The sequence below is a fragment of the Neisseria sp. P0001.S005 genome (genome assembly GCF_051963715.1).
Map to the genome: position 1 here is coordinate 1 of NZ_JBQCTZ010000755.1, position 371 is coordinate 371.

At 44.5% G+C, this 371-nt stretch carries 1 protein-coding gene; it reads left to right on the plus strand.

All coding sequences use genetic code 11. The features are described 5' to 3' along the window. Window positions 1–135: 135 nt before the first annotated feature. The coding region (locus ACTHSP_RS22710; RefSeq protein ID WP_440347092.1) for a DUF2288 domain-containing protein at window positions 136–371 on the plus strand (236 nt) is incomplete at its 3' end.

Genomic DNA, 371 nt, shown 5'->3' on the forward strand with positions numbered 1-371 from the left:
GCCGTCTGAAAGAAAATTAAAACATTAAAATGATACTGTATAACGTTAACCCTGTAAATTTCTTTCGTTTTCAGACGGCATCGGGCAAAAGGCCGAATATCGGTTACAATCCATTTTTTATTTGATGATTGTCCTATGTCTATTCCACTCTTAAACGAAAAACTCAATACCGAAACAGCCCGCATTTCATGGGAAGAGCTGCAACCCCACTTCGCACGCGGTGCCGCCATCTATGTTGCGCCTGATTTGGATTTGATTGCCGTCGCCCGCCATGTTGCCGAAGATGAAGCCGCACCATTGAAACAATGGATGGAACAAGGCAAATTCGGTGCCATCAGCGATGATATGGCGCGCACATTTTTAGCGGATAA